The following is a 23274-nucleotide window of genomic DNA, read 5'->3' as shown; positions in this document are numbered from 1 at the left end:
GTTATCTACCACGAAGCTTCAGCAAATTTCCATCGTACAACATCGCCATTTTTGAGGTACCACTGGTCGCAGGCTTTCATAGCATATTCATCATTCACCCAATATTGCCAGCCACGACCTGGCTTCTCATTCTCGACGCCAGCAATCGCCTCAATGAAATAGCCCATTCCCAAATAATGATGAACATCGAGCGTGAAGTTACCTATTTGTGCGGCCCTCTGTGTCAATTCGAAGACATTTGAAACATTGGAAACATTTCTGAAAATCCAAACCGTTTTTCCTGCATTTTCATTTGATTCGACAATCTTCCATTGTCCATTAATTTCCTGCCATACCGTCATATTTCCTGGTTTAATCGTTCCCTCGGGTCCGTTAAAATCGATGATCAACGTTGCCGTAACCTTTTCTGCAGCTCTTTCACCTCCAAGACAACCAGAAAATAGAAAAATCGCCGCGATAGCGGCGATTATAATGACCTTGCAAATAAGCCGGTTTTCCATGACGACTCCTAGCCTCATTTCCTCCTTTTCATCGCCACAACAATGGCAATTACCACTATTGCAATTAGCACAATCGCAATCGGCAAAATGAGGTTCTGGCCGCTACCCTTTTCTGTTGGAATTGAAAATGCGTAGACATGGCCATTATCAGAAGCGATGAATACCATGTTGTCTGTTACTGTGGGCGAACACATCGAATACTGAGAAGGTCGAAGAGATTCATGCCACATGACACTCCCCTGCTCGTTGAGTGCGTAGACTTCACTGTTGTTATAAGATACGACATAAATTGTGTTACGGCCAACTGAGGGAGAGCCCTTCAGCAGAACACCAAGATCTTTATTCCAGAGGATCTCCCCATCTTTTGATATCATTGTGACACCGTCACTCGATGTAACTACGATTCCATTAGAACTAAGTGCTGGCGAGCTCGATGTAGCGTTGATATCAACACGCCACTGTATTGTACCATTGTACAGGATTGCGGCAACTCCTCCATCTACTGGCACATACGTCTCATAAATCGCGTAGGTCACAATAATCATCTGATCCGTCAACAGTGGCGCGGATCTTACCTTTCCCCCGATTGTGACATTCCACAATTCACCAGATCCGTCAGATGCGACTGCATGCAACTTGCCATCATCTGATCCAATATAGATTGTACCGTTGTGGGCGGACGGTGATGAAAAGTAAATCGAGGACGCGATTTTAACGTCCCACAGGAGGGAGCCGTTTTCGGCAAAGGCGTAGACTTTGCCATCACCACCGCCCACTATGATTTGATTGCGATAGAAGATCGGTGATGAGGTTATACCCGCAGAGGGATTTGCAATCTCCGCGCTCCACTGGAGCGACCCGTTGAAACGATTCAGAGCGTATATCTTGCCATCTGTTGATGGAACCACAATCAAATTGCCCGCGACTACTGGCGTTGATATCTGATAACCCGCTGCATTGATATCGGTTTCCCAGAGGATATTCCCAGAGAAATCAATACAAGTGACTTTCGGTGGAGATGTGTATTCGAAATTTGTCCAATCAAAAATGCCTCCTGTTACAACGAATATTCGATCCTCGCAGGTGACAATTGAACTCGAAATTCCACCATTCGACAAATTTAGATCCCATACAATTTCGCTTTTGTCGAGAGAAATTCCGTCTGAGTATCCTGTATTCAGCAAATCATGCCTGAAGCTCGTCCAGGGATAACGATTATCAGGTGTTGCAATAGGCGATATACAGGAATAGTCAGCTCGATCCATTACGTAGCTCCATGCAACAGCTTCAACCTGCGAGGCAAGCAAATCACTTGCTCCAAGCGTCGGCATCTGCCAACTATTTGTGGTTGAATTCCAAATCCATAAATGCCACCATTCATAAGGCCAATTCATAAGTACCCCATCAAAACCAGTGACAAAAACTCCATATGAGGATTCTGTGTAATCCATTTCGATTTGCAGTCTATCAGCAGCCTCCTTCGTCAAATTGAAAACAGTCATCCCTTCAGACACAGGCACATCTGCCCAAAGAATACGCCCATTTCCAAAATCAATCAGAACAGGACATTCATCCGTCCCATCTGTTGCCTGTGCAATAGAAATGCCCACTCCAGACAAAACAAGCAATGCGACGATAGCCAGTTCCCACTTCATACAGTCACCTTTTTAATTCTGGATGATCTTAATTGGATGTATCATCCCACTAACTACCTCAATTCTATTCTCATATTTAGTCGTTTCTAATTTAAACCGTAACAATTGAAAAGGAAATAAAAAGTAAAACCCAGATAAAAATCATAAAAGATCAAATGCCGCTGCCAATGCGCCCTTCTCCGCTAGTAGAGGATCTGCCGATCTTCCGACGATGATAACATCTCCGTCGCTAAGATCAAAGGTGCTCCGCAATAATCTCGCGATATCTGGTCGTTTCGCATCGAGATCGTAATCATTTGGTATGATGAGGCGTCCCTCCCTGATCACGATTGTTGTAGCCCCGTCCGCTCCTGCCTTCACAGCTGAATCACGCTGTTCAATGCCAGATTTCACTTCTTGACTCTTTCCGCTGACTTTTACAGCGACGCCATGCTGTCCCATAGTAATGTCTGTTGGTTCTAGATGCCTAATCTCAATCGGTATTTTCGTCAAAAACTGAAGTCCCTTCGATGTGATCTTGACGCCCGCATGTCTAACATCTACAAACTTCTTCTCTCTGAGATATTCGATGATTGTTCGCATGCTCCCCTCACCTACGCCAACTATTTGCGCCAGCTGCCTTCTCCCTCGTCGTTCCCCATCGGATAGCACCTGCAGTGTTTTAAAGACGTGAAAGTCGGAGAAACGATGAATAGGTCCGTATTTCGGAGCGGCAATGATCTTCATCGACTAGAATACAGAGATTTGACCATTTACTATTTTTTCTGTGATCTTTCCGATGTTCTCTAGCCAATATGAAGTGATACTCTCAGCCTCTTTCTTCAATTTCTCGAAATTCGCATTATTGTCAAGTATAAGCTGCACACTTGCGGTATGAGGGTCAAAAATCGGCCGCCCTATCTGAGAGAGAAGGCGAACTCTCGCCTCGAGAATGTCTCCGCCTCCCATCTGCGCAATTTCTTCTGCGATTTGTTTTGCAAGAATGTTATACAGCTTTCCCACGTGCGTTACAGGATTCTTACCTGCAGATGCTTCCATACTCATCGGCCGATAGGGAGTTATAAGTCCGTTGACTCTATTGCCACGTCCTACTGAGCCATCATCACCATTCTCCATCGAAAGACCAGTAACCGTGAGATAATATATTCCTTCCTTGTAGTTGTCCGCTGCGTTGATCGTGACCTCGACCTCATTCTTGGTGAATTTAACAGCATGGTCCGCTACCATCTCAGTCAATTCTTCAATCACGTTTTGATAATGACTAGAGTCATCAATATATTTATCAACCATCGCGCAGGCAATCGTCAGCGAAATCTTGCTATTGATTCGTGACGCCATGACCTTCACGTCCTCGCCCGTTTCCTTCAATTTTTTCTTGACAGAACCGTTGATAAATTTCTCCGTTTCAAGAACCACACGCTCCGTCTCACTCAGCGGTGCATATCCGACGCCGAAAGATGTATCATTTGCAAGGAGTTTCCTTGTTTCGTAAACGCTTGTTAGGTCGATGCTCCCCTTTCCAATTCTGCAATCGAGCATGACATCGGTTGTTATATCCAGATTCGGGAAATGTTCTTTCAAATAATCTGAAGCAGCCTTAATCGCAGTGTGCCTGATCGGCAACCGATCGCCATTGACTTCTGTTGTGGCTCTACCAACAAGCAGGATGTATATTGGCTCAAGAATCACTCCGCCACCAAATTTCGGGGCTGATTGCCCACCGACAATTTGTGTTTCATCAGTGTTGTGGTGAAGAATTCTTCCGTAGCGCTCGATGTACATTTTGCACAACGCTCTACTCACCGATTCGGCGAGACCATCCGCCACACTATCTGGGTGGCCAATTCCCTTTCTCTCGACGAGTTCAACTCTTTGTCTTGATACAGGCGTATAGTCAATTTGCTCAACAACGATGTTTGCTGCCATTAACCACCACCTTTCATTGATTGTTTGCATACGCGATTTGCCATCAACATTTCATGTCAATCGCGAAGTTAACGCGGCAAAATGATTTCGTATTTAAATACATGTTTGATGCAATTATTCAAATAGGAATAATCTCATTTTCATCCCATATGAAATTTCCCGATGCATCTGAGATCAAACAGTTGCGAAAATCGCTCGATCTCACACAATCGGAGCTCGCACTCCTTTCAAATGTCAGCCAATCAACAATAGCCAAGATTGAGAAAGGAATAATATCTGGTAGTTACGAAATAATGGTCAGGATATTCAATGCTCTTTATGAGGAGATGAATAAACGCAGACAAGGTAAGGTCGCCAAGGACGTGGCGTCAAAAAATGTCGTAGGAATAAATCTCGGAGAAAAAGTTAGGAAAGCATCGGAGATCATGAGGGAAAAAGGATTTTCACAACTTCCTGTATTTGATGGGGACAGACCGATTGGGAGTATAAGCGAATTCGGAATCCTTCGTCTTCTTAAAGAAGGTGCGAGCATGAAAGATCTTGCGGAGAGATCCGTTGAGTCCATCATGGATGAAAGTTTTCCCATCGTGAGTGAGGAAACACCTCTCGAAATCGTAACATCGCTTTTATCATTTTCAAAAGCAGTGTTAGTTGCAAGAAGGGGAAAAGTCACTGGTATTATCACGAGCTCAGATGTACTGAAACTCATTTAATTAGAGAGTTAGCTCAATTGAAAGTCACGAGCAACCGTATACATGGCAATGATATTCTCAGGCGGGGTGTCAGGCTGAATATTATGAGCCGGAGCAAATATCCAACCACCACCTGGTGAAAGAATTTTCATCGTTTTGCGAACGCTTTCCCTCACCTCATCCACAGACCCAAATGGCAGAAGTCTTTGAACATCGATCCCTCCATGGAAACAGATTCGAGATCCAAATTCTCTTTTGAGTAATTCGGGCGCCATATTCTTTGCAAGAGGCTGTATCGGATTTAGAATGTCGATTCCTATTTCAATAAAATCATTCACATAGGAATAAACAGAGCCACAGGTGTGGTAGAATACTTTTGCCTTTGTTATCTTCTTTATTTCTTTGACATAACGGGCTGTATAAGGTTTGATGAATTTGCGATAGTCTTCCAGCGAGACAAAACCGCCAGTTTGCATACCCATATCGTCATAATAAACCGCCACATCTATGTAATCTCCCACTTCATTATAGAACGATTTACATACATCAATTGCCACATCGGTGATTTTCGTCGCGAAGGCGTCGTAAAACTCAGGGTTAATTCTCATATCGAGCAACCATTTGTCAAATCCTCGAAGTCCTGCATACATATGAAAAATTCGACCCGCATATCCTGGATGCGCAAATATCGCGTAATCCGTTCTGTCGTATAATTCCTTCGCTTCCTTTCTCTTTCCTTTGATAAAAACTGGATCATCTGGGTCTGGCCAAAATGAATAATTCTCAATATCCTCAATGGTCTTGGCATTTCTCAATGGTGCCAGTTCATCTGGAATACTCTTATAGACCCCAGATGGTTTTAAAATCAATCCCCATGCATCCCTGTAAAGACCGTTAGGAAGCTCCTGCAGTGGTTTGCCCCCGATGTTGATGTGACGGATATCGATATCCATTCGTTTCAAAATCCTCTCGTCAATGTTCTGCACGCAACTTAATCTTGTATTGATTTGTGGTTCGATTGGATCGGTGACTCCTATCGCACGACAAAGCGCTTCGTACCCGTACGGCGAACCCATAACGATTCCAGACACGACACCGCCAAAATCCAATGGTACCCGATCTGGTTCCTTCAAATTGATAGCGGCCAAAACCCTCTCTCTTGGTGTCATCTGAACCATCGATATCAACCTGCCCTTATACAATCTGAATGTTGTTTGATTACATCCAATTTTCTGAAGAACCAATGCCATTATATCAACACCATACAAAAATATTCCACGTTTTTTAACAATGAGAGGTACGCTTATGTCGATCAAAAAAAGTGATACACCATATTATCGCGCCAGAATCTTTTTTTTCACGTAGAATTTATTCCTTTCGGTGCCTGAGTGTAACTTCCATCAGATCCTCGGTAATGAAACTATTTGGAAAAATCATTCGGGCTTCGTTCTCAAGGATCGATGCATCTTCATATCTGTTGCTAATGTGGTTCAAATAAAGAGCGCCAGCATGCGCTCTCAGTGCAATCATTGCCGCCTCCTTTGCGGTGGAGTGACCGTATTCGGTTGCCTGCTCACGAAGCGACGAATCCAGAGTCGCTTCGTGTATGATCAGATCCGAATTTTCCGCCGCCTCAGCAAATCTGTCGCAAGGTCTCGTGTCGCCTGATATCGCAATCTTGATGCCTGGTCGTGGAGGACCGGTGACCATTTCTGGTGTTATCAACTTCCCGTTGACCTCTACGTTATGACCTTTTTGTAACGCTCGGAAAAGAGGTCCTTCTTCCAAGCCTAATATCTTGGCTTTTTCAGGGAGAAAACGTCCAGGTCTCGCCACTTCTTTCAGAATATAACCAAAAGCGGGCACAAGATGATCAACTTCGATCGCAAGTACGTCATATCCGTCAAAATGTAAGGACTCACCGGGTTTCAATTCCATCGTTGATATTTCAAATCCTGGTGAGAAGTACCCCAAGTTCACTATTTTGTGAACGATCTCAACGATGCCCGGCGGACCGTAAATCTCGAGTTTCTTTTTACGACCAACGAAATTCATCGATTGAATGAGACCAGGAAGACCGAGGAAATGATCGCCGTGAAAATGAGTGATAAAAATCTTCTGAATCTTCATGAACGACGCGTTTGATGACATAAACTGTCTCTGTGTTCCCTCTCCGCAATCGAACAGAATAATTTCAGATCCGATCTGCAATGCCGTTGCCGGTAGATTTCTCTTCGGTGTTGGCAAGCCACCGCCAGTACCAAGGAATATGATTCGCACGAATGCCCTATTAGTCAGGGCGAAATTAATCCTTTGCAGGAGGTTTCATTCGATTGGTAGCTACAAACATTACAAGTCCGCTGATGGCGAGCATTGTCGCAAGATACATCGAACCGTGGTAGCCGAATTTGAATGAAACGACACCTCCGAGTGCCGCCCCAATAATTGCCGAAATTGAGAGGAATGATTGTAGCATACCAGCGCTTGTTCCTTTTTCCTCATTCCTTTCCATAACGTATTTCAGCGATCCAACATATAGACACGACCAAGCTGATGCGAGTAAGATTTGCGCCGGGATTATTTGCCAATAGACCGTGGCAAGCGTATATGATGGGAAAGTTACTGCGGAGAGAACGAAACCGGCGATGACCAATTTCGTCGAACCGTAACGGTCTAGGAATTGCATGAAGACGAATTGTCCGATTGAATTCACCGCGTAAATCGCCCCGATGAAGAGTGGATCTGCCCCCAAATCCTCCAGAAAAATGGGATAGGTTACCCATATCATGTTCGCACCTATATGCCTGAGCATGACCGAAAAGCATACGGGAAGATTCCGCTTGATGACCGCCAATGGAAAAAGCGGTACCTTATGCAATGACTGTTTCCCAAACGGTAAATATAATGATAATGCGAATGACGCGGCTAAAAGAGCCGCACTTGCGAGGAAAATTTCATAATATACGCCGATGACTCCCGCAACAAAAACCCCAAGTCCAAAACCCAGGCTGCCATATGCACTGAATTTCCCGATTTTCTTCCCCGATTCATAGACATAGGCAATAAGTGCAGAAGGAAACATCCCAGCACAAATGCCAACAAAGATCCTGACCATAATCAGAGATAAGGTATTCGTTGCAAAGATTTGGATCGCGCATGCTATCGAAGAAAGCAAAAGACCAGAAATGAGGATAAAACGCCTACCGTAGACATCAGAAGCCCTTCCAAAGAAATATGAAGACAAAAAGACTGATGCGTTATATGATGCCACGATTATGCCTATCTCAGCATTTGTTGACCCAAATTCATTCCTTGCCAGATTTGGAATGAATAGGGATGCGGCGGAGAGCCCTGCGCTGGATAGCATTTGGATTGTTGAGGGCTTCATTATCGGTGTGAATTCCTTTTTATAATTAACTCTTTCGCTGGTTATTATCGATCTTTAATTTCAACGGCCCAGCAGTTCAAGTTCCCGATCACGTTTCGTCGCCCTTTTGAATTGCTTATAGTGATCTTTGCAGAGATGCACCCTTCTGCTCTCCGCCTTGAGATTGAGCCCAGCCTTTTCTGCGAGTTTTGAGGAGACGGAACGCTCTCCTGATTTTGTGCAGCCCTCCACACCACATATCTTGGGCTCGTTAGCTGCCTTTTCTCGTACTGTCATCGATGCGGCATCTGCAGGGCCGTAAAAAGACTTTTTGAAAGAAAGGAGGTGACAAATATTATTATCAGGGTCGTTAATACAAAACTGGATGATAAAGATCGCTCCTTCAATCCTGTCAGCGGATTTTTCCAGGTTGGGGAAAGAGTTGAAAAGAGCGGAAGATGCCGGTGCTGATTGGATCCACATAGATGTAATGGATGGTCATTTTGTTCCCAACATCACGATAGGCCCTGTTGTCATTAGATCCGCTCGTCCCTGGTGTTCTCTTCCATTCGATGTCCACCTCATGGTCGCCTCTCCAGAAAGATTCATTGACGAATTTGCAAGAGCTGGAGCCGATCTCATCACCATTCATATTGAGTCGACCAAATCTATCGAAAAAACTCTGGAAAAAATCAAGTCGTTGGGTAAGAAGGCTGGATTATCGTTAAATCCAGCAACGCCGTTTGAGGCGGTCAAACCTTACATGGATTTCATCGACCTGATCCTTGTCATGACAGTTCAACCCGGTTTCGCAGGTCAGAAATTTATGTATGAGGTCGTTCCAAAACTTAAAGAGATCCGTCAGTTTATCGATCGCTCGCGCCTTGATATCGAAGTGGAAGTAGATGGGGGGATTAACAGAGAAACATGTAACATCGCGGTCGACGCCGGTGCGACTGTCCTTGCGGCAGGGAGCGCACTTTTCGGTGCAGCAGATATGAAAGAAGAGATCAGGATTTGGAGAAAACTTGTAACACAATAAGCCTTCATGTAATTATTTTTAATTGAATTCACTTGGAAAGTTTTCAGAAAGATAGATAAAGAGGCCTTTCTATCCTCCCACGGATGTCTGAATCGAATGGCTTTACGAGCAAGGGCTTTCTCATATTGCTCATTGTTGTTTTTCCATTACTCCTTCTTGCAGCGGCAGTTTATTTAGGCTCAAACATTTGCGTGACAATCGCAATCATAACATGGATTGGGATTGGATTGACGATCCTCTACTTACCGCACTCAAGAGATTAGGAGTGAACATTAACCCTCTTACTATTCCTTTGTGAGCACTAAAAGAAAATTTAGAAAAACTTACATGTTTTGAAAACCTGCATTAATAATCGGGAAAAGATTCCTGACCAAAGGAAATATTTTCTAGGATAGGGATTTCTTAAATCGGCACAGCACATCATAAAACACAAGCAAAGTGAGCATTTTTTCTCAAAAGAAGCTATCGAGAAGTTGAAACACGTATGGATGCGCTCGTTCCATTGGTTATAAAGCGTAATTCAAAAGATATATGTTCAAATGAACCTATATTATAAACCGATATTCAGAAGAGTCGGGTAATATGGGTGTCAATCTTTCAGAGATCGTTCCAACTGATGTATTGGCTCTCGAATCTCTATCTGGGAAACGAATAGCGATTGATGCATATAATGCGATTTATCAGTTCCTCTCGGTCATACGACAGCCTGATGGCACACCACTGATGGATTCAAAAGGAAGGATCACTTCTCATCTTGCTGGCTTACTCTATCGAAATGCGAACCTTCTCGAGGTAGGTATTCTTCCGATATATGTATTTGATGGCGTTCCGCCCGAAATGAAAAGCCAGACGATCTTGGAAAGAAGTGAGAGGAGGAATAGGGCAAGAAAAGAATGGGAGGATGCATTGCGAAGTGGCGATTATGCAACGGCTTTCTCAAAAGCTACTCAGTCCACGAGGATCACAAATGAAATTGTTGCATCATCTCGAGTTTTGCTCACGTATCTTGGAATTCCAATCGTTCAGGCACCGGAAGAAGGAGAAGCGCAAGCGGCTTATATGGCCTCGAAGGGAGATGTATGGGCTGCGTCGTCTCAGGATTTCGACTCGCTGCTATTTGGTGCACCCCGGCTTGTGCGAAATTTGACGCTTACCTCTAAAAGAAAATTGCCCGGTAGGGAAGATTTCAAGGAGGTCAATATCGAACTCATTGAATTACAAAAAACGCTCGGACACCTCGGCATTTCTAGAGATCAACTCATCGATTTGTGCATCTTGATGGGTACAGATTATAATGAAGGCTTGTTCGGTATCGGCCCTAAGAAAGCGTTGAAGTTGATCAAAGATTACGGAAATTTAGAGACCGTGTTGAAAACAATTGATGCAGACATTCCTAAGTACGAGGCCATAAGAAGGATATTTAAAGATTTTGAAAAAACCGATCAATATTCTATCGAAGGTAAGGAGGCAGAGAAAGTAAAGGTGATCGAATTCTTATGCGAGGAGCATGATTTTTCGAGGACTCGAGTTGAAAATGCTCTCTCAAAGATTGAAGCAGCTTGGACAAGAATCAAAGGTCAACAACACCGACAGCAGAGCCTTGATCTATGGAGTTGAATACGTTTTTAAATATGCATACACGCCACCTTTCACATGGGAAAGAATTAATTGGGATATCATATTTCCAGTTTACTTAATTTTAAAAAGGACAAAGGATATTTGGTGACTGAAGGGACGGCGATGATCAAGCAAGTTCAACAGAATTACAATCCAGCAGAAATTGAAAAGAGAGTGAAGGAGCACTGGGAGCACACAAACGCGTATAAGAAAACGAAGGAGCTTCGATCAAGCGGTACGGATTTTTATTTTGTTGATGGTCCCCCATATACAACTGGATCGATCCATCTCGGAACCGCATGGAATAAAATCATCAAAGACACGTTGATCAGGTTCAGAAGGATGCAAAAATACAACGTGAGGGATCAGCCTGGATACGATATGCACGGACTTCCCATTGAGGTGAAGGTCGAGCAGTCGATCGGGATTAAAAGCAAGAAAGAAATTGAGGAATATGGAATCGATAAATTCGTCAGCACCTGCAAAGAATTTGCCCTTGATTTTCAGAAGAGGATGACCGAGCAATTCAAGGAGCTCGGAGTGTGGCTTGATTGGGAAAATCCTTACATGACGATCAAACCAGAGTATATAGAAGCAGCTTGGTGGACACTCAAGAGGGCATATGATCAGGGTCTTTTAATGACCGCAAACAGAGTCTTGTCCTGGTGTCCGCGATGTGAAACAGCGCTCGCCGAAGCAGAAATTGAGTATTGGGATGAAAAGGATCCATCAATTTATGTCAAATTTCCCCTGCGTGACGAAGAGGATGTCGCACTACTCGTGTGGACCACGACCCCCTGGACTTTGCCTGCAAACATGGCAGTCGCGATACATCCGGATTTTACATATGCTAAGGTCAAGTGTTTCGGGCCTGATGGTAAAAGTCAAACGATTATCGTTCTTGAGAGTTTAATTGAAGAAGTCGTCACCCTCTCTGATTGTGAAGAATTCGAAGTATTGGGGACTATTGAAGGTGACGATCTTATCGGAAAGGAATACATTCCTCCGTTTTATGAAGAAGTCCCATATCAGAAGAACGCAACGGGTAAATGGGTCCACAGAGTAGTGCCTTCGAAGACTGTGGCGGCCGAGAATACTGGTCTCGTTCATATCGCTCCAGGTCATGGTCCTGAAGACTTTGAGATTGGACAGGAATTTGGTCTTGAAGCATTCTGCCCCGTTGATGAAACTGGCAGATTCACGAAGGATGCAGGGGACTGGCTCGCTGGAATGAATGTTAAAAAGTCAAACGCGTTGATCATTGAACGTCTTAAGGAAAAAGGTCTGATTTACTATGAAGGTACGATCGACCACCGTTACGGCCATTGCTGGAGGTGTGATTCTCCAATTATATATAGAACGACGAGTCAATGGTTCCTTCGAGTGACTCAAATCAAGGAGCTGATGCTCGAAGAGATCGAGAAGATAAGATGGACACCGGACTGGGCTGGGTCATCAAGGGAGTACGATTGGACCCTGAATGCAAGAGATTGGTGCATCTCGAGACAAAGATATTGGGGTATTCCACTACCTGTATGGAAATGCACGTGTGGGGAGATGAAAATCATCGGAATGATCTCCGATCTCAAGGGTGCGAAGGGTTACAGAGAGGGGATGGAGCTTCATCGTCCATGGATCGATGCCGTAATTTTAACATGTGAGAAATGCGGCGGAGAAATGAGGCGTGTTCCTGACGTTCTCGATGTCTGGTTCGATTCAGGTGTATCGACATGGGCACAACTCGGTTTTCCCGGGAATCGAAAAGACTTCGATAGATGGTGGCCAGCAAAATGGATCACCGAGGCGCACGATCAGACGAGGGGTTGGTTTTATTCGCAGCTCGCTGCGAGCTGCATCTGTTTTCAGAGGGCGCCATATGAGTCCGTCCTTATGCACGGGTGGGTCCTTGACCCAACTGGACAACCAATGTCGAAGAGCAGGGGAAATGTCATAGAACCCTCGGCTGTCATCAAGGAATACGGCGCAGATGCTTTGAGATTCTATATGATGAGGACAAACGCGCCATGGGAAGATATTGCGTTTCAGTTTGAAGGAGTCAAGAATGCGAGAAGAACACTCAACATCCTGTGGAATGTCTGCAATTTCGCCATATCCTATATGGTCATCGATAAATTCGATCCCTCGTCGGTAAGTAATGAAATGTTGAAGAATTCTCTGAGAATGGAAGACCTCTGGCTTATCTCGAAATGCGAAAAACTGAAAAACGACGTGACCCGCTATCTCAATTCATACGAATTGCATAAGGCATGCAGGGCACTCGAAGATTTCATTTTAGAGGATGTCAGCAGGTGGTACGTACGACTTGTTCGAGATAGAATGTGGAAAGAGGAAGGCGATCTCGACAAACTCGCAGCATATAAAACACTCTACGATGCGTTGATGACTATTGTTAAACTGATTGCACCATTCTGTCCACATATTGCAGAGGAAATTTACCAGCACCTCGACGGTTCATTGGAATCGGTTCACATGCTGGAGTGGCCAGTTCCGGATATGACAAAGACAAACGATCGATTGGAAACGGCAATGAGAACAGTTCAGGAAATCGTCGAGATTGTGACAAGAGAAAGACAAAGCAAAGGCGTTAAACTACGCTGGCCTTTAAGACGGTTGATTATCAAACCAGTGAATAAAGAAGTAATGGATTCAATCAAATCCCTCGAGGGCGTGCTCCTTTCGCAAGCGAATGTTAAGACAGTAGAATACGTCAATCCAGATCAGGAATGGAACGAGCTAATCCTCAACGTGGTTCCGAATCCTCACGCAATTGGAAAGGTCTATCGACAATGGTCAAGTAAGATCGCCGTGCTTTTGAAGAGCAGACCTGCAAAACAAGTGAAAGAGAGCATTGAGAAGGGGGAGTATTGCTTAGGCATCGAAGGGCAACTCATCAAAATCGAGCCGAATATGGTCTCATTTACTGTGTCACTTCCGCCCGATGTGACGAGCGCTAAATTCTCTGAAGGAGAATTGTATATCGATTTCAAGATCACGCAGGATATCGAGGCAGAGGGATTTTCGCGTGAACTGATTAGAAGAATTCAGCAAATGAGAAAGGATGCCAAACTCGATATCGAAGAGTACATTAAGGTCCAAGTAAGAGCGCCGACGAAACTTATTGAGTTTTTCAAGATTCACATGAAATATATTATGGGCGAAACGAGAGCCCAAGAACTCGAATTTGTCGATGAGCCGAAGGGAGAGCTCGTCAGAGAATGGGATATCGAAGGGGAGAATGTTGTCATTAGCATCACGTCGATGCATATAAGGGACGCGATGAAGGAATTCATGAAGATCCCTGGACTCACGAGGGAAACGGCAATTGCACTCGCGGAAAGTGGTTTTAGGAATTTGGAGGACCTGAAAAAAGCGGGCGAGGAGCGTCTTTCAAGCGTCAAAGGGTTGAACAAGAACGATATGAGGAAGATCCTCCATTTCTTCGCGAAAAAGGAAACTGCCGAAGGTGAATCTTGCCCAAGCTGCGGCGCACCGATTAAACCCGGAGTAACGGTTTGTCCCTCATGCGGCCGATCGATCAGCGCGAAAGAAGAAGTGATGCCAAAAGAGCGGTTTATCGCCTATTTGCTTAGGATTCCGAGGATGAATTCACTGAAGGCTGAAATGCTGTATGATGCAGGATTCAACAGCATTGAGAAGATCAAGAAAGCGAGGAGGGAAGACCTCAGATCATTGAAGGGCATCGGTACGAAAACGGCGGATACGATTTACCAATATGCACAGTCAGGCGGATTTGAAAAGATCATCACATGCAGTACATGTGGATCGGAGATCATGCCTGACGCGCTTGCATGCCCCTCGTGCGGAACGAGTGTTCCGATCGAGGGAGAAGAAATCGAAGAAGTTGAAAAAGCTGAGGCCCAGGAAATCGAGGAGCTTGCACTTGAGAAGACTTTCACGTATCTTATCAAAGAAGAAAAGTCGGAGCGGTCGTATGAACTATTCATGAAGGCACTTTCGAAAGGTTTTAAAGGATTCTGTGTGACGAGAAATTATCCATTGAAGATCAAAACGAAGTATGACCTCGGTGATACGCCGATTATCTGGCTTTCTAATGTAGGGAAGGAGAACAGTCTAAGGCCGAAGGATCTGGAAAAGTTAAGTGTCTCACTGGAACAATTCCTTTCATCAACAAGTAATAGCATCATACTTCTCGACGGGCTTGAATACTTAATCACAAACAACAATTTCCTAACCGTGCTGAGATTCGTTCAATCTCTCAGAGATCAGGTCGCGATTAAGGAAGCAATACTCTTAATTGCGCTTAATCCCTCAACACTTGAACAGCATGAATTGAATCTATTAGAGAAAGAAGTCGATGTGACGATCTAACGCTTGGAGGCGTTCTGACTTTTCACATTTCCGTCGCTCGCAAGAAGTGATGATATGACTTTGTCGAGACCAGGGACTATCTCGTATGAAGCTAGCTCGCTTGGAAGGATCCACCGATATTCAGTATGCTCCCAATCAGTGGTTACCCTCGATTCATCGACATCAAACAAATAGGGATGGATCGTCCACAGGATATCCCCAGATCTGATCATTAGAGGCGTGCCAGTCTTTACGAGTTTAGCGTTGTTGATACCCAGTTCTTCCAATATTTCTTTGAATGCTGTTTCCAAAGGCATCTCGCCTTTCTCGACGAAACCGCTAACACCTGCCCAGTGTCCTCTAAAAGTTCCCACCTTCTCACTGCGTTTTAATATCAAGATACGATTTCCTTTTTTCAAAACACAGGAAACGACGTGTTTCTCAGCAACCCCAGGAATCTCTACGGTACCCTCATTCCCGTCGACAAGTGCGTAATCCCCGTCTCTCAACAGAGATAAATCGATCTTATCCACAAGGGGGAGACCTGCCATGACAGCACCGGTTGCCACGATCGGTTCTGCTTTTTCATTAACAATGGCAACTGGAGAATTACCTGCCCTTTTTAATTCCAGAATTGTGTAAGAGCCAACAGTGCTGCCCTTTCCTACCGGAAAAACCAATACCCTACCAGCGATTTGCCTTCCTTTCAATTCTTCAGGAGCCAGTAAAGAACCCGTCTTGGTGTCAACCCCACCGAGAAAACTGAATGGGGAATGAATGAGGATGAGATTTCCCTCTGCTCTGCCCCTTGAGACACCTCTACCCTTCAGAATCAAGTTATCATCCTCAGGAGTTCAATTGAATCAGCGCAAACTACTTTTTGCGAACATAACGTCGGCAGATAATTGCACGCCTTTGCTGAGTTAGTCGCGGTGCACGAATACATAGCTTCGATTGGAGCAACTACCATGCATGTGTCACAAATAACCCTTCCGAATTTCTCGAGAATCTCGACTTCCTTCTCGCACCTTTCCTTAACATACCGCGATGTACAAAACCACACATCGATATCTTTCTTCTTTCTCTTCGAACGCAGGAATTTTGCAAGAACCTTCACTTCTTTAATGGACAGATGGGGACACCCCAGCGCAATGAGCTCTGGTTCCTCGCCAGTGTTCAATGATTCACATACATCTTGAATCTCTCTCTTGCCGATTTCAATCTTTTCGAGTTTATTTAGATCATAGCGATCTGCACCAGGTGTGATCCCTTCGATATGGAAAATACCGATGGAACCAGACGCCGCCATAGCAGCCGCGAGTGTCTTGATTTCGTCTTGAGATGGTCGTATTCCTCTAAAGTAGGGAACACCATTTGATACAATTTTTCCAACGGCGTGGCCAAGCAAAGAGTGATCGAAGACCCCCTCTCTAATATCTGCCTTGATAATTACCGTGGGCTTTCTATTTTCATCGAGATGAAGTCCATAATGTGGCGTCTTTCCGATGATTGCTGCCGCAAGAGCGCCAGGTCCGCCTTCTCTGTTTGTTCTCGCCCCGATGACAGAATTAACATAAGAAAGTGCTGATGATTCAGCCCATGCTACAGTATCACCCGGCTGTGGCACATTCGTTGTTAAGTACGGCGTACAAGTACAACTGATTTCAACTCCCATTCTTCGATAGGATTCGACAATATCGAGCTGTTTTTGTGCAAATGAGTTCGAAATCCCCATTTCTTTCCATCGCGTCAAATCCATTCCCGCGGGATTAAGAGTCGCGTGCACACTCACACTTGTGTCACTGGAAATCTCTAACAGAAAATCAAGACCCCCATCACCTATTGTCTTATATGAGACGCCTGATAGATGCGCCGAAGAGATAGGCACTAACCGATCTGCGTCGTACACGGTACCAATCGCGACAAGCAACTCCATTGCCTTCTGAAGGCCGTATCCCTTCTCTCCATTCAGAATAGCTTCTTCCTCTTTCGTAAGGTACATGCAATCAATGCGTAGAGATCTGCGTTTTAAAACATTTTGCGCCGATCAACCAGCAGTAATCTCAAAAACAACATGGCGGGCCTGCCGGGAGTTTCATCCCCTTCAAGGAGATTTTGAACCCGAGTCTGAGGCTCTCTCCGTTGAAAAACCACCGGAGGCCTCTGTGATATCCAAGCTACACTACAGGCCCGCTGATGCACCGATAGACCAGACCAAACAATAAATCTTTTGAAGAGATGAATAAAGTATTGCAAAGTTAACAAGAATCTCTGCGACTTAATCCAGATCTCCGGAGTTTGCCGAAAAAAAAAGCATGGCGATGCATAATCATTATTATAGACGACATTGATTGGCCCAATTGGAGCACATGAAATTCTCAAGCAAATTGTTGAAAGACGAGGATCGTCGCAATATCGTAATCATTGTTTCATTGCTCATAATTGTAGATTTTCTCTTAATTTATTTCAACGTCGATTCAGCGATAGAGAACAGGATTGTTGAGATTAAGAATACACCATCGGATATCCTAGATGTTCAACGAATCAACAAAGATAATATTTTGATCAGAACAGAGTCTTCGGTTTTTCAGGCAGGAACTAGTGGTCTCGTCGAATACAATGTTTCGGGAATCCCACTTGACTGTGTAGCTGGAAGTACGACTGGCGCCGTGGCGATCGCAAACGATAAAGGCGAAGTCTACTATTACAAGCCAGGAGAGTTCGAGCCACTCTTTCATGTTAACCTCAGAGGCGATGTTGATCTGTTGGGAATTTCAGAGAAATATGTGATGCAAGTCTACAGCCCCTCACAGATTGCATGTCTTGTAAGGAATGAATCAGGAACCTATCTTTTGCAGCTTTCCATTTCTTCTGGCGGAGGGGTTCTTTGGAACTATAAGTTCGATGAAGATGTTGTTACTATATCAATTTCTGAGTTGGGTAGAGGAATTGCGGTCGGGCTCAATAACAGCACAGTTTACTTGTTCAAGAGCACGGATAATAGAATTCGCGCAATTTTTCATTTTTCTGAGAAAATCCATGAACTCGTAATCTCTTCGACGGATCTTCACCTCGGGGTTCTGTATGGAAATGTTAAAAAATACTTGGCAAGCGTAGATCTCTATAAAGAGAAAATTATCTGGACGACGGAGGTACCGACCGATTCCAAAGACCTTCAGATTCATGCTGATGGGGAATGGTATGCATTAAAATCCGGTAACACGATTTTAGCGATTAATGATACAGTCATCAGACCATTGCTGCAATCATCACCTTTCAAGGATTTTGCATTACCCTCTATCGCTGACGAGATTTTTATATCGAAAGAGGAGAAGATCGAAAAGTATCGACCCGGGAGAAACAATCCTATCTGGCGAGCTGATATTACAGGAATGAAGAATTTGAGCTTGTTAACTGATGCTGCTGGATCAATGCTTGTCTCATGGGCTGGGAATCAATATGTTATCATCAATGATTCGACAGGCATTTATGGTAACAGCATGCTATGGCGCGTCATTGGCTTTCTCCTGATTGGTGAGGCAATCGCTATTCCGCTTTTTGTTTGGCGAAGAAAAATTGCCAAATTAAACAGACACGCAATTTTCGTTATACTGATGGGCGCATTCGGCGGTGCTGTTGCTGGAACAATTATCTCAGATCCTGATCCAATCGCGTTTTTCGGAGGAGAGAATTCATATCTAGTAATCGCCGCTTCAATCGCTGCTTTCTCTTCATTTATCTCGTGGAACGCCGAGGGTGGAATCGGGAGTATCGTTTACGGAGTTGCGATCGGGCTAATGATGTCGATTCCGATCGCAATCACCGCATCGTTTGTTTTATGGGTATTTGGTGTTGAATTCAGCAGTGGCGAGATTTTCTTCTCAGCCGCACTCAATGGCTTCATTATGGGATTCAAAATGGCGCTGGTTGGAGCGATTATTGGCTTTGCTTACCATTATTTTACCAAGTAATTGAAAAAAAATGCAAAAGAGAGGACCACTTAAGCACAACCTAGATTTTTCAAAATCACATTTATCGTTTTAAAGAGGAATTATGATCATTTTTTCTTGAATTCCGTATAACCGCATTTCCCGCAAGATATTCTATCCGCATGTTCCGCGAGGAAAACCCCTGGACCGCACTTTGGACAATGCCGTTTCTTCCGTTCCAATTTTCCACCGCCAATCTGATAATAATCTTTCTTTGACATCGTTCAATCCTCCTATTTCTTCGCTGCAGCAGCGGGCCTCGCTGCCTGCGTTTTCTTCTTTTCTTCTTTTTGAATGAGTTTGTTTCGCACGAGAACGTATTTGCTTTCATGCTTTTTTGCCGCGTCAACAGAATCGTACACCTTCGCGTAACCTCTTGTCTCAGATTTTCCGAATTCGGTTCTAGCGCTCGCGACGATGACCCGTTCTTTCTGAACATTGAGCAATTCGGCGAGCTTCGATTTAATCACATCCCTTGACGGTGTTGGCTCTCCCTGGTGATCGACTCTGAAATACATTTCCACCCGTTCCTGCAAAATATTCTCTTTCTTGCTTTCAATTTCGACCTTCAATTCCATTCCTCCATCGCGCAAATAAGTGCCCTTGCCTTTTTAGATATTTGATTATTGATCCTTACGAGAACCACTCCCTTATCAGGGAGCCCATACAAAAGACATGCTCCTTCTGGTGCGTAGGCGGCGCAAACCAAAGCAGCAAGATCCTCCTCACCATCAACAAAAATCTTGGTTCTCTTCTCCTTGAGCATCGCCTCCTTTATTTCGCTGATTAGCTCAGAACTGATATGCGCAGGTGGATTCTTTACACTCACAGTGTCTCCATCGAGTGCCTTGATTAAGTCCTTGAGAATCATCACCTCTTCTCTCTTCGTTTTGAAATCAAATATTAGCAAATCCGGTTTAATCCCTTTATTCAAGAGGGTAAGGGTCACAATATCACCTACAGTGATGATCTTACAACATCCCTTGGCTTCGACGACAAGAGATTCCTCATCAACGATCTCTCCAAACGGCATGTGTAGCTGTTCTCGCATCGCTTCCGGCAAGATCCACCCCCTTCTAGGTACCCGCAGTTCATCGGACCCTGAGGGCGAATTTTCCATTGACATTGATGCCCATCCTCTTCGCGATCTCAGACCTCGTATGATCGATGATGATCACATAGCCCTGCCATTCTTCTGATGTAGGATTCCCGCACAAAGGACAGGTCTCTTCTTCTGTGATATAATTACAGTGTTTACATGCGCGTTGAACCTTCATGAGGCACCTCCCTTCTTCTTTCGATCCTCCTCAATCCACTCGAATTTTCCCAGACCAGGTTGTCTCATGGTCAAGCCGATCTTGCTCTCTCTTGGAGATCTTTCGTTGAGACTGAGCGCTACGATTCTCGCTCGAACTTTATCATTGAGTCTTAAATCTCTTTTCGTATCCTTTCCGATCAAGCGCTGATTGTCAGTATCAACATCAATCCGATCGTCTGTGATCTGACTGATGTGAAGTAACCCGTCTAATGGACCAAATCGAATAAAAGCGCCGAACTTCATAACTTCACAGACGAATCCCTCGACAACTTCGTGAAGCTGTGGTCTAAAAATAAGAGCTTCAAATCTGACTTTTTGATAGACAGCACCATCTCCGTGAACTACCCGTCCAAGTCCCACAGGTTCAATATTTTTTATAAGCACAGTGAACGAATCGTTGCCTTCGATCTTCCCCTCGAAGGACTCGCATGTTAATTCCTTGATGACCTTATCCAAATCTTCACCAAGTCGATGCGGTGGAATCCTGACCACTTTTTCTCGAGTTGTTAGCAAATACATTATAAGTCCCTCTTGGCTAGTTCGGCATGACTCATCCCTTATTTAAATCTTGAGCCATTATCAATGAAACATCATCAATCTGGATAAGAATTGAAAGAAAAGGGAAAAGGTTTTGCTCTCAAACGACAAAGAGCGCGGCGAAAACCAGAGTGATCGTTGAGAGCAACTTTACCAGCACGTGCAAGGAAGGTCCCGCGGTGTCCTTGAAGGGGTCACCGACTGTGTCTCCGACGACAGCAGCTGCATGAGCAGGTGTGCCCTTACCACCGTGATGCCCAGATTCGATGTACTTCTTAGCATTGTCCCAGGCACCACCACCATTGTTCATCAGTGTTGCCATGAGTACACCTGCGATTGTTCCGACCATGAGCAATGCTCCAACGGCCTGAACTGTCTCCGAATATCCGAGGAATCTCAGGATTAGACCAAAAGCAACAGGAACTACAACTGGAAGTATGCCTGGGAGAACCATCGCCTTCAATGCACCCTTTGTACTGATATCGACGCACCTCGCGTAGTCCGGTTTCGCTTTTCCTTCCAGTAGACCGGGTATTTCCCTAAACTGCCTGCGAACTTCGTTGATCATATCGTAAGCAGCCTTACCAACAGCGCGGATTGCCAGCGACGCGAAGAGGAAGACAAGCATCGCACCAACAAACGCACCGACGAACACAGGCGGGCTTGCGATATCAACATGGAAGACGTCTGCTAGAGTCAAAGTCCCAGAGCCTGGCACGACTGCATTCATTTTATCATTCATCAGTTTTGCAACTTCCTCGAAATAAGCTGCAAAGAGCAAGAACGCAGCAAGGGCGGCGGAGCCCATTGCGTAACCCTTTGTGAGCGCCTTGGTTGTGTTACCAACGGCATCGAGTTTGTCCGTCCTCCTCCTAATGTCCTCAGGCTGATCAGACATCTCAACAATTCCGCCGGCGTTGTCAGTGATTGGTCCGAATGTGTCTTCGGCAAGGATGAACGCACAGGTCGCAAGCATACCCATTGTCGCTACAGCAGTGCCATAGAGTCCATAAATAAAGGATTCAGAGCCATCAGGGGCAGCCATCATCCCGAGCTGATACGCGGCGAGTAACGAAATGCCAATTGCGATCACTGGCATAGCGGTCGTTTCAAGTGCGACTGAGAACCCTGTGATAATATTCGTTGCCGGTCCAGTTTCCGATGACTTCGCGATCTCCCTCACAGGCCTCCATTCACCTGCAGTATAATACTGGGTGATGTAAACGATGATAATGCTGAGAGCAATGCCGACAAGTCCACAGTAGAAGTACATGATATTTCCAAGCATCTGATCGACGGCGATATAGAAGAAAATCGCTGCAAGCACACAAGTGAGGTAATACCCTCGATTGAGCGCGCTCATCGGCCTTTCATCTTCATTCCTTAGCCTGACGGCCATGATACCGATGATTGCCGCGAAGACACCAAATGCACGAACAACGAGGGGGAAGAAAATCCAGCCATATTGTTGCTGCCCGGTTGTCTGCTCTATGAACAGAAAGATTGACAGACCAAGGATCATTGCACCAATGTTCTCTGCCGCAGTTGATTCAAAGAGATCCGCACCACGACCAGCGCAATCGCCGACGTTATCTCCAACGAGATCTGCTATGACTGCTGGATTTCTTGGGTCGTCCTCAGGAATACCAGCCTCGACCTTCCCGACAAGATCGGCACCAACATCCGCTGCCTTTGTGTAAATACCACCGCCAAGCTGAGCGAAAAGAGCCGCAAAACTCGCACCGAATGCGTATCCCACTGCATAGAATAGGGCCTCTTTAAGACCAAAGAAAGCATCATAAAGGAAAACAACGCCCGCAACGCCAAGTAGACTCAACGATACGACTGCCAGTCCAGATACTGCTCCTCCACGGAATGAAATGATCAGCGCTTCGTTAAGTGACCTTCTGGCACCGCTCGCCGTTCTGATGTTTGAATTGACTGATACGTACATGCCGATGTAACCAGAGAGAGCGGAAAAGAAAGCACCAAGAAGAAACGCAATTCCAACTTCGAGTCTGATGCCTAGCGATATAATGATGGCTAGGATGACACTGATAATCGCGATCGTCTTGTATTGCCTTGCAAGGTACGCCATCGCTCCGACCCTGATCGCTTCCCCGATTTCTTGCATTTCTGGAGTCCCTTTGTCCTTTCTGAATATGCTCCAGGTGAGGTAACCTGCGAATAGGAGTCCAATAATGCCTGCTAGCGGAATAATGTATAGCAACGGATCCATAAACAAACCTTCCTGGTTAATTTTGGCGGGTAATTTTTGTTC

At 44.9% G+C, this 23274-nt stretch carries 22 protein-coding genes, 1 tRNA gene and 2 pseudogenes; 8 read left to right on the top strand and 17 right to left on the bottom strand.

Features of this window, described 5'->3' with window-relative positions; all coding sequences use genetic code 11:
* Positions 1 to 5: 5 nt before the first annotated feature.
* The 4 genes from H5T41_01685 to H5T41_01670 all read right to left on the bottom strand — a co-directional run bounded on the left by H5T41_01685 (position 6) and on the right by H5T41_01670 (position 4081).
* The gene (locus H5T41_01685) at positions 6 to 518 is read right to left on the bottom strand and encodes a DUF4430 domain-containing protein (protein MBC7107495.1); all 513 of its coding nucleotides are present in this window, start codon (positions 516 to 518) and stop codon (positions 6 to 8) included.
* Positions 515 to 2155, bottom strand: coding sequence for a PQQ-binding-like beta-propeller repeat protein (locus H5T41_01680; GenBank protein ID MBC7107494.1), 1641 nt, complete (start codon positions 2153 to 2155; stop codon positions 515 to 517). Before H5T41_01680 ends, H5T41_01685 begins: the two co-directional genes overlap by 4 nt.
* Positions 2156 to 2296: 141 nt before the next feature.
* On the bottom strand, positions 2297 to 2881 hold the full coding sequence (locus tag H5T41_01675) for a DUF4443 domain-containing protein (protein ID MBC7107493.1): 585 nt from the start codon (positions 2879 to 2881) through the stop codon (positions 2297 to 2299).
* Between the two features lie 3 nt (positions 2882 to 2884).
* Positions 2885 to 4081 carry a methionine adenosyltransferase gene (locus H5T41_01670; GenBank protein ID MBC7107492.1) on the bottom strand — a complete coding sequence of 399 codons (1197 nt, stop codon included), beginning with the start codon at positions 4079 to 4081 and terminating at the stop codon, positions 2885 to 2887.
* Positions 4082 to 4263: 182 nt separating this feature from the next.
* On the opposite strand from H5T41_01670, the gene H5T41_01665 reads away from it, so the two are divergent.
* Positions 4264 to 4794, top strand: a complete 531-nt coding sequence (locus H5T41_01665) for a CBS domain-containing protein (GenBank protein ID MBC7107491.1) — start codon at positions 4264 to 4266, stop codon at positions 4792 to 4794.
* 8 nt (positions 4795 to 4802) lie between these two features.
* Here the strand turns inward: H5T41_01665 and H5T41_01660 are convergent, their stop codons facing one another.
* From H5T41_01660 to H5T41_01645, 4 genes are all read right to left on the bottom strand, one after another.
* Positions 4803 to 6023 (bottom strand): hypothetical protein, encoded by a 1221-nt coding sequence (locus tag H5T41_01660; GenBank protein ID MBC7107490.1) that lies wholly within the window; start codon positions 6021 to 6023, stop codon positions 4803 to 4805.
* Between the two features lie 118 nt (positions 6024 to 6141).
* Positions 6142 to 7071, bottom strand: coding sequence for a ribonuclease Z (gene rnz / locus H5T41_01655; GenBank protein MBC7107489.1), 930 nt, complete (start codon positions 7069 to 7071; stop codon positions 6142 to 6144).
* 7 nt (positions 7072 to 7078) lie between these two features.
* Complete coding sequence (locus H5T41_01650; GenBank protein ID MBC7107488.1) at positions 7079 to 8161, bottom strand: MFS transporter; 1083 nt, start codon at positions 8159 to 8161, stop codon at positions 7079 to 7081.
* A gap of 60 nt (positions 8162 to 8221) precedes the next feature.
* Positions 8222 to 8437, bottom strand: a complete 216-nt coding sequence (locus H5T41_01645; GenBank protein ID MBC7107487.1) for a hypothetical protein — start codon at positions 8435 to 8437, stop codon at positions 8222 to 8224.
* An 88-nt stretch (positions 8438 to 8525) separates the two neighbouring features.
* On the opposite strand from H5T41_01645, the gene H5T41_01640 reads away from it, so the two are divergent.
* The 6 genes and pseudogenes from H5T41_01640 to H5T41_01615 all read left to right on the top strand — a co-directional run bounded on the left by H5T41_01640 (position 8526) and on the right by H5T41_01615 (position 15170).
* Positions 8526 to 9182, top strand: a complete 657-nt coding sequence (locus H5T41_01640; GenBank protein MBC7107486.1) for a ribulose-phosphate 3-epimerase — start codon at positions 8526 to 8528, stop codon at positions 9180 to 9182.
* Between the two features lie 83 nt (positions 9183 to 9265).
* Positions 9266 to 9445 carry a hypothetical protein gene (locus H5T41_01635; GenBank protein ID MBC7107485.1) on the top strand — a complete coding sequence of 60 codons (180 nt, stop codon included), beginning with the start codon at positions 9266 to 9268 and terminating at the stop codon, positions 9443 to 9445.
* Between the two features lie 319 nt (positions 9446 to 9764).
* The gene (locus H5T41_01630) at positions 9765 to 10799 is read left to right on the top strand and encodes a flap endonuclease-1 (protein ID MBC7107484.1); all 1035 of its coding nucleotides are present in this window, start codon (positions 9765 to 9767) and stop codon (positions 10797 to 10799) included.
* A 123-nt stretch (positions 10800 to 10922) separates the two neighbouring features.
* A pseudogene (locus H5T41_01625) lies at positions 10923 to 14264 on the top strand (isoleucine--tRNA ligase).
* Positions 14238 to 14348, top strand: a pseudogene (locus H5T41_01620) (zinc-ribbon domain-containing protein). The pseudogenes H5T41_01625 and H5T41_01620 overlap by 27 nt, the downstream one beginning before the upstream one ends.
* A gap of 93 nt (positions 14349 to 14441) precedes the next feature.
* A complete protein-coding gene (locus tag H5T41_01615; GenBank protein MBC7107483.1) occupies positions 14442 to 15170 on the top strand; it encodes a DUF835 domain-containing protein in 729 nt (242 codons plus the stop codon).
* On the opposite strand, the gene H5T41_01610 is transcribed toward H5T41_01615, so the two are convergent.
* From H5T41_01610 to H5T41_01600, 3 genes are all read right to left on the bottom strand, one after another.
* Positions 15167 to 15985 (bottom strand): DUF126 domain-containing protein, encoded by an 819-nt coding sequence (locus H5T41_01610; protein ID MBC7107482.1) that lies wholly within the window; start codon positions 15983 to 15985, stop codon positions 15167 to 15169. The genes H5T41_01615 and H5T41_01610 overlap by 4 nt on opposite strands.
* On the bottom strand, positions 15982 to 17151 hold the full coding sequence (locus H5T41_01605; GenBank protein MBC7107481.1) for an aconitase X catalytic domain-containing protein: 1170 nt from the start codon (positions 17149 to 17151) through the stop codon (positions 15982 to 15984). Before H5T41_01605 ends, H5T41_01610 begins: the two co-directional genes overlap by 4 nt.
* A 73-nt stretch (positions 17152 to 17224) precedes the next feature.
* Positions 17225 to 17341: transfer RNA gene (locus tag H5T41_01600), tRNA-Arg, on the bottom strand.
* 177 nt (positions 17342 to 17518) lie between these two features.
* Between H5T41_01600 and H5T41_01595 the strand changes: the two genes are divergently transcribed.
* Positions 17519 to 19120: a hypothetical protein gene (locus H5T41_01595; protein ID MBC7107480.1), complete on the top strand. Its 1602-nt coding sequence runs from the start codon at positions 17519 to 17521 to the stop codon at positions 19118 to 19120.
* An 86-nt stretch (positions 19121 to 19206) separates the two neighbouring features.
* Here the strand turns inward: H5T41_01595 and H5T41_01590 are convergent, their stop codons facing one another.
* The 6 genes from H5T41_01590 to H5T41_01565 form a co-directional block, all read right to left on the bottom strand.
* Complete coding sequence (locus H5T41_01590; protein MBC7107479.1) at positions 19207 to 19359, bottom strand: 30S ribosomal protein S27ae; 153 nt, start codon at positions 19357 to 19359, stop codon at positions 19207 to 19209.
* A gap of 12 nt (positions 19360 to 19371) precedes the next feature.
* Positions 19372 to 19716: a 30S ribosomal protein S24e gene (gene rps24e, locus H5T41_01585; GenBank protein MBC7107478.1), complete on the bottom strand. Its 345-nt coding sequence runs from the start codon at positions 19714 to 19716 to the stop codon at positions 19372 to 19374.
* Positions 19707 to 20201 (bottom strand): DUF359 domain-containing protein, encoded by a 495-nt coding sequence (locus H5T41_01580; protein ID MBC7107477.1) that lies wholly within the window; start codon positions 20199 to 20201, stop codon positions 19707 to 19709. The genes rps24e and H5T41_01580 overlap by 10 nt, the downstream gene beginning before the upstream one ends.
* A gap of 28 nt (positions 20202 to 20229) precedes the next feature.
* Positions 20230 to 20415: a DNA-directed RNA polymerase, subunit E'' gene (locus tag H5T41_01575; protein MBC7107476.1), complete on the bottom strand. Its 186-nt coding sequence runs from the start codon at positions 20413 to 20415 to the stop codon at positions 20230 to 20232.
* Positions 20412 to 20975 (bottom strand): DNA-directed RNA polymerase, encoded by a 564-nt coding sequence (locus tag H5T41_01570; protein MBC7107475.1) that lies wholly within the window; start codon positions 20973 to 20975, stop codon positions 20412 to 20414. The genes H5T41_01575 and H5T41_01570 overlap by 4 nt, the downstream gene beginning before the upstream one ends.
* 118 nt (positions 20976 to 21093) lie before the next feature.
* A complete protein-coding gene (locus H5T41_01565; protein ID MBC7107474.1) occupies positions 21094 to 23232 on the bottom strand; it encodes a sodium-translocating pyrophosphatase in 2139 nt (712 codons plus the stop codon).
* Positions 23233 to 23274 lie beyond the last annotated feature (42 nt).

This window comes from Methanomassiliicoccales archaeon (assembly GCA_014361295.1).
Classification (GTDB): Archaea; Thermoplasmatota; Thermoplasmata; order Methanomassiliicoccales; family JACIVX01; genus JACIVX01.
Note: the sequence above shows the minus strand (reverse complement) of the source record. Positions and strands in the feature narration are given on the sequence as shown.